10 protein-coding genes are annotated in these 11,693 nt (G+C 48.7%); 7 read left to right on the top strand and 3 right to left on the bottom strand.

Annotated elements, in window-relative coordinates; genetic code table 11:
• Nucleotides 1-54 precede the first annotated feature (54 nt).
• Both ACINK7_RS20770 and ACINK7_RS20765 read right to left on the bottom strand, forming a co-directional pair.
• A complete protein-coding gene (locus tag ACINK7_RS20770; RefSeq protein ID WP_404358313.1) occupies nt 55-741 on the bottom strand; it encodes a beta-ketoacyl synthase chain length factor in 687 nt (228 codons plus the stop codon).
• A 357-nt stretch (nt 742-1,098) separates the two neighbouring features.
• A complete protein-coding gene (locus ACINK7_RS20765; RefSeq protein ID WP_404358311.1) occupies nt 1,099-1,956 on the bottom strand; it encodes a YicC/YloC family endoribonuclease in 858 nt (285 codons plus the stop codon).
• Between the two features lie 54 nt (nt 1,957-2,010).
• Between ACINK7_RS20765 and ACINK7_RS20760 the strand changes: the two genes are divergently transcribed.
• From ACINK7_RS20760 to rdgB, 3 genes are all read left to right on the top strand, one after another.
• Nucleotides 2,011-2,910, top strand: a complete 900-nt coding sequence (locus ACINK7_RS20760; protein WP_404358309.1) for a serine/threonine protein kinase — start codon at nt 2,011-2,013, stop codon at nt 2,908-2,910.
• 70 nt (nt 2,911-2,980) lie between these two features.
• Nucleotides 2,981-3,700 carry a ribonuclease PH gene (gene rph, locus ACINK7_RS20755; protein WP_404358308.1) on the top strand — a complete coding sequence of 240 codons (720 nt, stop codon included), beginning with the start codon at nt 2,981-2,983 and terminating at the stop codon, nt 3,698-3,700.
• Nucleotides 3,701-4,294, top strand: a complete 594-nt coding sequence (gene rdgB, locus ACINK7_RS20750) for an RdgB/HAM1 family non-canonical purine NTP pyrophosphatase (RefSeq protein WP_404358306.1) — start codon at nt 3,701-3,703, stop codon at nt 4,292-4,294.
• 9 nt (nt 4,295-4,303) lie between these two features.
• Here rdgB and ACINK7_RS20745 read toward each other — a convergent pair whose 3' ends face one another.
• Nucleotides 4,304-5,608, bottom strand: a complete 1,305-nt coding sequence (locus ACINK7_RS20745; RefSeq protein ID WP_404358304.1) for a hypothetical protein — start codon at nt 5,606-5,608, stop codon at nt 4,304-4,306.
• A gap of 178 nt (nt 5,609-5,786) precedes the next feature.
• Here ACINK7_RS20745 and ACINK7_RS20740 point away from each other — a divergent pair, with 178 nt between their 5' ends.
• The 4 genes from ACINK7_RS20740 to ACINK7_RS20725 all read left to right on the top strand — a co-directional run bounded on the left by ACINK7_RS20740 (nt 5,787) and on the right by ACINK7_RS20725 (nt 11,473).
• The gene (locus ACINK7_RS20740; protein WP_404358302.1) at nt 5,787-6,566 is read left to right on the top strand and encodes a pentapeptide repeat-containing protein; all 780 of its coding nucleotides are present in this window, start codon (nt 5,787-5,789) and stop codon (nt 6,564-6,566) included.
• 137 nt (nt 6,567-6,703) lie between these two features.
• A complete protein-coding gene (gene hemH / locus ACINK7_RS20735) occupies nt 6,704-7,783 on the top strand; it encodes a ferrochelatase (protein ID WP_404358300.1) in 1,080 nt (359 codons plus the stop codon).
• Between the two features lie 407 nt (nt 7,784-8,190).
• Nucleotides 8,191-10,416, top strand: coding sequence for a TonB-dependent receptor family protein (locus ACINK7_RS20730; RefSeq protein ID WP_404358299.1), 2,226 nt, complete (start codon nt 8,191-8,193; stop codon nt 10,414-10,416).
• Between the two features lie 568 nt (nt 10,417-10,984).
• Entirely contained in the window at nt 10,985-11,473 is a 489-nt protein-coding gene (locus ACINK7_RS20725) for a PepSY domain-containing protein (protein WP_404358297.1), read from the top strand.
• Nucleotides 11,474-11,693 lie beyond the last annotated feature (220 nt).

Here is an 11,693-nt window from a genome sequence, read left to right as displayed (position 1 = left end):
ACATTTCTCTAAAAATTATATCAATAGCGGTTGCCGCCAAAATCGAGGATAACGTCAGTCGGAACGTTTTTCCCAACTCCAACTCCGGCGCGGCATGCAGAAGGTCAGTCGAGTCTGCGGCTCGGTCAAAAAGCGAATAAAGGCCGGCAATTGTACCGGTTGTTCGCCGTCGTTTCCGGTTAATGCTGAAGAAAATAGCGTCAGCGCTTGTCCTGTACCGCTTTTTGCAATCATCAATGCTAGCGCACAGCTCGAATCCGAAGACAATCGATAAGGAGAAGACGGATAAAAGGCGGGCAAGGGTTCATCGTAAAACACCAACAATACCCGTTCCGCGCCTTCTTGAAGTAAGCCTAATCCTTCAATAAATGCCGGCGCCATGCCTTCCTCGCCGGGAGCGAGCACGGTACATTGCAGCTTGTTTTTCCAGGCCATCGAAAACAAACCGGCAATGGCATTGTGGACCGACAGGCTAAACCCGGTCGGCGAGATTTCCTCGCCGACCTCGAGCATTTCCATCATCGACAAGGATTTAGCCAATTCGCCGTGAGCGGAACTGAATACCGCAGGCACCATGCCGTCTTCGTCAAGGCACTGAGCAACGGTACAGAATACGGTCTTAGCCAGCGGTGTCAAGCGCCTTTTCAGTATGGGGGATATGTCGGAAAGCCATTGGGCGGCGCTATCTTGCTCGGGCGACAAAGGTGGCCAGACAGCCCATTTAGCTATGATGAAATCCAATTGCATGCGTGTCGTTAATGGTATACCTTTCGTACATCAAATTTCGGCAGTGCCTGAGGAGGCACCGGGTGTTCGGCCCTCTCACCTAACGCTAGGTGAGGGGCCAGCATGGAGCTGGCATAGAGCCTACAGGGATGTATTCACCCAGCACCTAAATTAGCCATAATATTAAATCATTACCAATGACCTATGGAATTTAGGTGCTGGGTTCACGGCGTCCTTTGACGGACACCCCGGTGCCGAATTTTGATCTGCGATGCGTATAACTAATCCGAAAATGTAGTTGTGAGAAAGATTAAGTGTAGATTTTACAGACTTAAGTTTGGCGGAATGCGTCTTTTTCGAGCGCCTTTTGGTCTATTCGATATTTTGAATTTGTTCGCGCATTTGTTCAATCAAGACTTTCAAGTCTATCGCAATGCCGGTCATTTCCTTGTCGGCAGACTTAGAGCCTAAGGTATTGGCTTCGCGGTTCATTTCCTGCATTAGAAAATCCAGTCTGCGACCGACTGGCTCTGAGTCTTTGAGGGTACGTCTTACTTCGTTGACATGCGTTTCGAGACGATCTAACTCTTCTTCGACATCCAGTTTTTGGGTCAAAAAAACTAATTCCTGTTCCAGTCGGTCGAAATCGGGTTCGATTACTAAATCGTGAATTCGGAGCTTCAGTTTTTCCCGCAGATGAACCAAAACTTCGGGCATTCTGCTACGCGCTGCAACGACTAATTCGCTCATCTTTCGGCAACGTTCGTCGATGAGGCTTGCTAATTGTTCGCCTTCCCGATTTCTGACCTCGAGCATTTGTTCGAGGGTAAGGTCGACTAAAGCGGTAATCCCTTGACTAAGAACGGCATTATCTGTGCCGACTTCCTGTTGAATGCCTGGGTAAGTCAAAATATCGAGAGCCGAAAAAGTTCGGTGCTCGGGCATTAGCGATTCGATAGTGCGGGCTGCGTTTAAAAGTGCTTCAACCGCCTGTAGATCGACGTTAAAGTTTTGCGGAAGCTTTTTATAATTTAATGCGCATTCGACTTTACCGCGTTTGATTTTTGCGGCAATGGCGCTACGTATCGGCGCTTCGGCAAAGCGGAGGCGCTCGGGTAATTTGACAGTGATGTCGCAATAACGATGATTAACCGATCGCAGTTCGCAAAGAACGGTTAAATTTTCGATGACTGCCTCATCTCCGGCAAATGCCGTCATACTTCTGATCATTTTTCACCTATAATTGTCGTGTTTTTACACGAATTAACCCAATGACGCGACTCAGTGGCTGAATACTACGATCCGGATAACTATCCTAAGCAATGGAATTATCTCCAATCCGGCACCATTATAGACGACTATATGATCGAGCGTGAATTGGCGCGCGGCGGATTTAGTTCCGTTTACTTGGCCCGCAGGCGATTGGATCAGGTTCAAGTCGCGATCAAGGAGTATCTACCTAGAAAACTAGCCCATAGAACTTGGAATAATCAAGTCGTGGCTAATAGCGAGGAAACCAAAGCGTTGTTCAAGCGAGGTAGAGCGCTATTTTTCGAAGAAGCGATGGTGTTGGCGAAGTTAAAACACCCGAATATTGTTGAAGTCATCAATTTTTTTCAAGAAAATTCGACCGTGTACATGGTGATGACTTACGACTACGGGCTTACCTTGGAAAAAATTCTGCAAAAAAGATTACTGGAGATGAGCGAGGAGTTTTTAGTACAAGTATTCGTTTCATTATTAGATGGCGTCGGGTTTATTCATCAACATAATCTCGTTCATCTGGACATCAAGCCGGCCAATATTTTGATTCGCCCGGGAAACGATCCTGTATTGCTGGATTTCGGCGCGATTCAGACTTTTCCTAATCCGGCTCGACATAAACAAAGCAAAGTACTGACCAACGGGTTTTCGCCGGTCGAACAATATTTAAGCAATAAACCGCTAGGGCCTTGGACCGATCTTTATGCGATCGGCGCGAGCATGCGGGCCTGCCTCGACTATAAAGCGCCTCCTCAAGCAACAGAGCGAGCTCAGAATGACTCGTTGATCCCTGCGGTGAAGGCTCACAAAAAAAAATATTCAAAAAAACTGTTGGCGGTTATCGATTGGGCGATGGCGGTTAAGCCGTCCGATCGTCCGCAATCTGTGGCCGATTATCTAAAAGAGTTGACTGCTAATTGAATGCTCAAAAGCCCTCTTTAAATGAAAGCTTTCGGTTATACTGTCGCGTTATTTAATCATGAGTAGCACTATGAGACCAAGCGGACGTAATCCTGATCAATTGAGAGACATTAAATTTACCTGCGGATACACCAAGCATGCGGAAGGTTCCGTGCTGGTAGAATTTGGCGACACGCGTGTGATATGCACGGCCAGTGTCGAAACTAACGTGCCGCGATTTCTCAAAGGTAAGGGCGAAGGCTGGATTACCGCCGAATACGGGATGTTGCCCCGCTCCACACACGACCGAATGGGGCGTGAAGCGAGTCGCGGCAAACAAGGCGGGCGCACTCAGGAAATTCAACGCTTGATCGGTCGATCGCTGAGAGCCGCGGTCGATATGAAAGCGCTGGGTGAAAATACCATCACGATCGATTGCGACGTGCTGCAAGCCGATGGCGGAACGCGAACGGCATCGATTACCGGCGGTTTCGTTGCCTTGTCATTGGCGGTGCAGAAAATGCTCGCTAAAAAGCAAATCAAGAAAAATCCGCTGCACGGACAAGTCGCATCGGTATCGGTCGGCATTTTCAAAGGCGTTCCGGTTTTGGACTTGGATTATGCCGAAGACAGCAATGCCGAGACCGACATGAATGTCGTTATGAATGACGCTTCGGCATTCATTGAAGTACAAGGCACTGCCGAAGGCCACGCGTTTCGTAAGGACGAGCTCGATGCGATGCTGAGTCTAGCCGAGCATGGCATCAAACAATTGTTGGAAAAACAAGCCGAAGCTCTGGAAAACTTTTAAATGTTATCGAATCCTTCCCAGCCGGTCGTTCTGGCCAGCGGTAATCCCGGTAAGATCCGGGAAATTCAAGCTATTTTGGCCGGTCATCCGATTGTGCCGCAGTCGCAGTTCCAAATCGCGGAAGCCGATGAAACCGGCAAGACCTTCGTCGAAAACGCGCTATTGAAAGCCCGTAATGCGGCATTCCATTCGGGACTGCCTGCAATCGCCGACGATTCCGGGTTGGCGGTGGATTATTTGCACGGCGCCCCGGGAGTGATCTCGGCGCGTTATGCGGGTTCGGATGCCAGCGATCAAGATAATGTCGATAAGTTGTTGAAGGAATTGGCCGGAGTGCCGTTCGAACAGCGCACTGCGCGTTTCATCTGCGTGATCGTGTTCATCGAGCATGCCGAAGATCCCTGTCCCGTGATCGCACAAGGGACTTGGGAAGGTCGGATTTTGGATGAACCGGTCGGAGACAACGGCTTTGGTTACGACCCTATCTTTTGGGTGCCCGAGTACGAATGTGCATCGGCGCAGTTGGCGCCTGAAGTCAAAAATGCGATCAGTCATCGGGGCAAGGCGTTAAGCGTTTTGGTATCGGCTCTTTAAAGTCGAGCGCTATCCTGCCGGATCGACGACGACAACCTGCGCGAATCCTCCGCCGGGTGTACGGAAATTAGTCGTCTGGCCTTGATACAATCTTGCGCTGACTAACTGCACTTGACCGTTGTAAACATAATTACGCAAGTCCAATTTAAAACCCATCACTGCGTCATCAACTTCCAAGTGCCTTTCGCTCGGCGCTACCCATTGTTGCGCGACATAATCGCCTTGCAAGATTTCCCCAAATACTCGCCGAGTGAGTTTATCGCCGCGATAAGCAGCCTTACTGCCGAAGCCTTTGGCTGGTTTGAAAAATAAACGTTTACGGTCAGACCAAAGTTTTTCCCCGTCTTGTTCTCGCACAACGACGGTTTGTGCGATTCCTGATAATAAAATCTCGCGAGTGGCAGCATCTACGCCGATTTCTTCTAAAACCGCAGTGTCGGTCAACACGGCCAAATTGCGTTTGTCAGCATACAATGCGTGATTTCTGGGATAAGGCGTCACAACCACGGCATTGCCTAAGTAGGCATTGCGCAATGCTTGCGAGGCTATTTCTTCCAAACCGAAATCGGTCAGACGGTTATAAACGAGATCGATGTGAAGCTCTCGATAGAACAGCTTGCCATTGCTGAAGGTCAACTCCGACGGATCGCAAATTACCGCTTTGATACCGTGCCGCTCGAAGAGTTTTTCGAATAGTAAAAACTCCGGATACATATATTGCTCGGCCGGTTGCTCATCGACGATGGCAACCGTTTTTAATGCTTGCTCGCCCCGCTCCTGCCGCCATTCTTCGAGGAACATATCGATGAAAACTTGCTCGAGCGATTGTTTTAACTCCACCCCGGGTAATTGACCCGGGCGCCTGTCGCCTGCTTGCTCGCAACAAGCGACTTGAGCGCGCGCCAGGATCGCATTGACCAGGGCGCCGCCGGCATTCGTATTAATTTCGATTAATTGCGGTCCGTTGGGTCCGATATGAAAATCGTAGCCCAAAAAAACGCCCCGGGCTTTCGGCGTAAAAAGGGCGGTTTCAGGCGCATAAGCCAATACCCGCTGTTGATAAGCCGGTAAATCGATGACTTTTTCCAGTGCCGCGATAATTTCCCATTGCCGCCGTAAGCAGGATTCATCGACGAATACGGCCGATTCTGCGAATAAATACGGACGCTCTTCGGTGAGCATGCGGAATAGATTAAGATCGTTAAGAGCCAGCAATTCATCGCGCAGAGCATGACGGTCTAACGACACGCAACGGCATTCGCTATTTAATAATTCGACTTTTTTGGCGCATGCCGGATCGTTACAAGGAGTCATGAATGCGTTTTGAGATAAATGCGGAGAGGGTGAGAAAATAGCACAGTTTAACTCAGAATTATCGGAACGTCAGGAACAAAGCATTTCGTTTGTAATGGGCGTTTTAGAAAACTGAACATGCCCTTGCTCTGAGTATATAATAAGTTTTGATCAAGCCAACGCATTAGGAGATGATACGATGAAAATACCTACCCTATTTACCTCGTTGTTTTTATTGGCACTGAATACTTCCTCGGCATTTGCTGCCGATCTCGACCGTGCGCAAATCGAACAACTGCTAAGCACGGCCACAAAAGAGAAACCGGCTGATTTGCGCCGGAAGGACTTACGCGGAGTCGACTTATCCGGCTTGGATTTTCGCCATGCCGATTTATGGGGCGCCGATTTGAGAAAGGCCGATTTTAGTAATAGTAATTTGTCCGGTTTGGTATTGGATTTGACCGTAATGACCGGCATCAATTTATCCGGCGCCGATCTTTCGAATAGCAGCGTGTTCGGTGTCAGTTTAGTCAAGGCCAATTTGAGCAAGGCTAATCTAAGAGGCAGTCGTTTTATTGCCGTGATGGACGGTGCTAATTTAAAGGGCGCCGATCTGAGAGAAGCCAATTGGGGCGCGGATATGAAAAATCAGCCGATGGGTTTGATGCGCGCCAATTTAAAAGGCGCCGATTTAACCGGAGCCAATTTGGCAGGGGCTAATTTGAGTCGGGCAATGTTGCGTTTGGCCAAATTGAACGGCGCCAATCTGCAAAACGCTAATTTAATGGTCGCCGACATGGCCGGTGCAGACCTCGCCGGCGCCGATTTGTCGGGTGCCGATCTGTCCGAAGCCAAACTGCTTGATGCCGATTTTTCACAAGCCAACCTTGCCGGCACAAAATTTCATGGCATAAAAGATAAAGGCGAACTTAGAGGTTTAGAAAATAGTAAAAATTTAGACCAGGCGCTTTTCGATTAACCCAACCTTGATATACCTATCGTAGATCAAATTTCGGAGCCTCCTCAGACACTGCCGAAATTTGAAGTGCTAAAGGTATAAATAAGGCTGAGTTGACAAGCTTCGACAAAATAATAATATTCCAAAGCGAAAAAAGCATGAAATTTAAAGGCAGTCCCGCATTCACGCATCAACAAAACGATAAAATCGGTGTTTTGATTACCAATCTCGGTACGCCGAAAGCACCGACCGCGAAGGAATTGCGCGTTTACCTTAAGGAGTTCTTGTCTGACCCGCGGGTCGTCGAGGTTCCTCGATTTATCTGGTGGTTCGTCTTGAATTTCATCATTCTGCGAATTCGGCCCCGGCGTTCGGCAAAATCCTACAAATCGGTATGGACCGAAAAAGGATCGCCGTTGATGTTTCATACCCGGCACCAAGCCGAAGCCTTGCAAAAAAATCTACAGGCGGATTGGGGCGACGATCTGGTGCTCGATTTCGCGATGCGCTATGGCACTCCGTCGATCGCATCGGTATTGGATAGACTATTGCAACAAGGCGTCCGAAAATTATTGGTGCTACCGCTATACCCGCAATATTCGGCGTCGACGACCGCCTCGACTTTCGATGCCTTGGCGGATCAATTCAAAAAGCGCCGCTGGCTGCCGGAATTGCGCTTCATCACTCACTATCATGATTTCGACCCGTTCATTCAAGCAGCGGCCGAGCATATCCGGCATCATTGGCATGCGCATGGCCGTGCCGATAAATTGATTTTTTCTTATCACGGCATTCCGCTGCGCTACCTACATAACGGTGATCCATATCACTGCGAGTGCTACAAAACGTCTCGATTGATCGCCGAAGCGCTAAAACTAGCTCCAGACGAATACATGACGACGTTTCAGTCTCGTTTCGGCCGGGAGGAATGGCTTAAGCCTTATACCGACGAGACGCTGAAAGCCTTGCCAGGACAAGGCTGCAAGTCGGTACAAATATTTTGCCCGGGATTTGCCGCTGATTGTCTCGAAACGATCGAAGAAATCGGCGTCGAAAACCGTGCTTATTTTTTAAGCAGCGGCGGCGACCGTTATGAATACATCGATGCGCTCAACGCCGAACCCGGACATATCGACGCGCTGGGTCAATTGATTCGGCAGAACCTGCAAGGCTGGGAGGTCGAAAACGATACAGGGAAGCGTGATCGTTTGGCAAAAGCGTTGGGGGCGAAGGTTTAGGGGTTAGTTAGCGGTTAACAGTAAGCGGGAAGGAGTAAGCGGAAAGCAGTAAGCAGTAAGCAGTGAATAGTGAATAGTGAAAGAGGAAAGAGGAAAGAGGAAAGAGGAAAGAGGAAAGAGGAAAGAGGAAGTTGGGTCTTGACAAAAGGTTAAAATATTGGATCATTTCACTGCTCACTGCTCACTGCTCACTGCTCACTGCTCACTGCTCACTGCTCACTGCTCACTGCTCACTGCTCACTGCTCACTGCTCACTGCTCACTGCTCACTGCTCACTGCTCACTGCTCACTGCTCACTGCTAAAAAGTTCCTCAACAAATAAATTCGGGAGTTTTTCCTATAGGTAAAAGGGACAGCGCTCACTAAAATGGCCGCATTCAAAAAAGTGGCTTATGAGTGGTAACGCAATGTCTTTAATTTCTATAATAAAAATCGAATCTAATCAGAATACGATGGGGAGCGGGCAGAGCCAAGTAGCTCCGTTCCGTCTGAGTTTGATGACGGCTGCCGTCTTGGTTGCCGTGAATGCAAATGCTGCTAAAGTGGATGATCGTCCACCGGCCGTAAAATTACCTCCTCTGGAAATTATCGGTGAGGAATCTTCGCAATTAGCGCATATTCCTGGCTCCGGCTTTGTCATCGATAAAACAACACTCGACCGGCAAGGCCCATTGTCGACGAAAGATGCCATGCGCACCATTCCGGGTATTCACATCGTTGACGAAGACGTGTTGGGACGGCGGTTTAATTTAGGCATACGCGGGTTGGATCCAAGGCGATCGGTTCGCACGCAATTATTGGAAGATGGCGCGCCGATACAATTGGCGCCTTACAGCGACCCGAGCAATCACTACATTCCAACCAATAAACGTATCGACCGTATCGAAGTCTTGAAGGGTTCCGGGCAAATCATGTACGGACCGCAAACCGTTGGCGGCGCAGTCAATTTTGTCAGTGCGCCGATTCCGGAGGAATTCGGCGGGTCGATTTCGGCGGCCGGCGGCAATAATGGCTATTACGATACCCATTTAAGATTGGGTGGTACGCTCGAAAATGTCGGCTTGTCCTTGGATTATATTCGGCAGGAATCGGACGGCAATCGTAGCGGCCAGCATCAAGAAGTGGACGATTTGGCACTCAAAGCCTTAATTAAAATCGATGACCGTCAACGCCTCATGCTAAAAGGGATATTGACTCATGAAGACGCGGATATGGGCGAGGCCGGCATAACCAGCGAAATGTTCCGCCGCAGTCAACGGACCAACTACTTACGTAACGATAGCTTCGAGGTGCGTCGTTATGCAGGGCAAGCGCTCTATGAATTCGATATCTCCGATACGATGCAATTTAGCACCAATATCTACGGCAATCATATGTTCAGGGAATCGATTCGCCAGGCTAATGACTCCTCTGAGATGAATAACTGTTTCGTCAGAGGTCAGCCGATTTCTGCGGAAGTAGCGCCTTCTTGCGGCAACGAACAGCGGCCTAGAACGTACAATGTATTCGGTATCGAACCGAAATTGGTGTTCATGCATGACGCATTCGGCGTACAGAGCGAAACCACGCTGGGTATTCGTGGCCATTTCGAATGGGCTGATCGCGAACGTTATGTTGGTAATGCCGGACCTAGAGATAAGACTCGCGGAACCGGTCTTAACAATAACCGAGTTCGACTAGATGGTTCTCCAACAACTCGAAATCGTTATCAAGATAATTCATTAGAAACCCAAGCGCTATCGTTTTTCGCGCAAAACCGCTTTTTTCTCGGCGACTTTACCGTAACGCCGGGTGTCCGTGTCGAACATTATCATCAAGACAATATCAACAATATCGACGGTGCCACGGAAAGTTTAGTTAGGACGGAAGCCCTGCCCGGCGTCGGCGTGACCTATAGCGGCATAGATAACACCACACTATTTGCCGGCGTTCATCGAGGTTTCGCGCCGGGTAGAATCGGTGATTTCGTCGACCCGACGAAAAATATCCTGAGCCAAGTAGAGCCCGAATTAAGTTTGAATTACGAAGCCGGCATTCGAACCTCGCCTACACCGGGTGTTAATCTGGAAATGACCTATTTCCGAATCGATTTTGAAAACCAAATCGTGGAAGACATAACGGTCGAAGATACCCGATTTGTCAATGTCGGCGAAACGGTACATCAAGGGGTGGAAACCGGTTTTCGTTTGGACTCCAATCAATTATTCGGTACCGATTATAATTATTATTTAACAACGTCTTACACCTATCTCGATGCATATTTTGCCAGTAACGAACCTAGGGCGGGGATCGTTAAAGACAATCGTTTACCCTATGCGCCGGAACATTTAATCAACGCCAATGTCGGTGTCGAAACGCCTTGGGGTCTAGATATACGTTTTGGTATTCAAAGTGTCAGTCAGCAATATGTCGACATTGAAAATACACGAGAAGAAAATGCGAACGGACAAGAAGGCATTATTCCCGGTTATACGGTTTTCAATGTCTCGGCTAATTATCAAGTCGTCAAAAACGTCAATGTGTTTATGAACGGTTATAACCTGAGCGACAAAAAATACATAGCTAGCCGTGTCGACGGTATCCATCCGGGTCAAGGTTTCCAAATGATGGGCGGTGTTAAATGGACTTTCTGATCAGCAACTCCCAATTTGAGAATAAAAAATGGTGCGGCGATTGCTTGGCGAGGATGTCGGCGGCAGGGGCTGATTTTTGCTCCTCGGCAATTGCTCCTGCATTGCCCTAATACACGCCACCCCTGGCGTAATGCAAAATCTGCATTCACGCCACCCTTGGTGTTTAGCCGCCGCCAAGCCCCCATGAATGGGTTTATGGCGTTCCTCGACAGGCATACCCCGCACCCTGAACACGGAGAAATTTCTCAAACTGAGAATTGCTGCTTTCTGATAGTGATTCTTTAAAGTTGCGGCAGCTAAGATTGGCTGTGTAAGATAAAGACGGTCGAAAAGATCGCCTAACTAATGCCGAAAACATTCCTCGCTCCCACCGCTCCAGCGTGGGAATGTATACCGATCTTGCCTCGGCAGCCAAGGTATGGGTTCCCACGGAGGACCGTGGGAACCAGAAATAGGAAATACTTTCATATTTTTGTACCCTTCGGCCGATGCCTCGCCCCGAACTCGAGAGAGCTTGTCGGCATCGGCAATGAGTGCACCTGTTAACTTTTCAATGAGGTCTATCATCATGAATTATAAAAATAAAAATTTTTATTTGAGCGCCTTACTGGGTTTATTCGGCACGGTCGCTGTCGCTCAAGACAATACGGCCTTCGACGCCTGTCGCAAAGCTGTCGGCGAAGTGACGCAAGACCCGATTGTCAAAATGAGGTTGAAAAACAAAAAAGGCGTCGAACTTTACAAGGTCAAGGCAAAATCGGCTGACGGCGCTAAATGGGAATTTAAATGCGATAAAACCGGCAACATTTTCGAAAAAGAACAAGAACTGCCGAGTGCCGATCATCCGGCTTTCGCGGCATTGAAAAAAATCGATGAAGCCCAGGCCCGTAAAATAGCGCTAGAAGCCTATCCGGGCAGGATTAGCGAAGTGGAGTATGAAATCAATACCGACGGTTTTGCGGTCTATGAATTTGAAATAAAAATGGCGGATGGACGCGAAATGGAAGTCGAAGTCGACGCCGGAACCGGTAAAATCATCAAGGCCGAGGAAGATTGATTTTTATATACTCATCGTAGATAAAATTTCGGTCTCGGGGTGCCCGTCAAAGGACGCCGTAAATACGTCCATGTAGGCGCTATTCCAGCTCCATGCTGGCAAAGCCTTTGCGAGCGCCATGGATGGCGTGAATGTCTATTTTACAGGAGCAAAAATCGACCGAGCACCCCGAGGCCCCCGCTGACACTGCCGAAATTTGAAATGCGAAAGGTATAGATAG

Origin of the sequence: Methylotuvimicrobium sp. KM1 (genome assembly GCF_044788715.1) — a bacterium.
GTDB lineage: Bacteria > Pseudomonadota > Gammaproteobacteria > Methylococcales > Methylomonadaceae > Methylotuvimicrobium.
The sequence above is the reverse complement of the archived record's forward strand: the minus strand, read 5'-3'. Positions and strand labels throughout refer to the sequence as shown.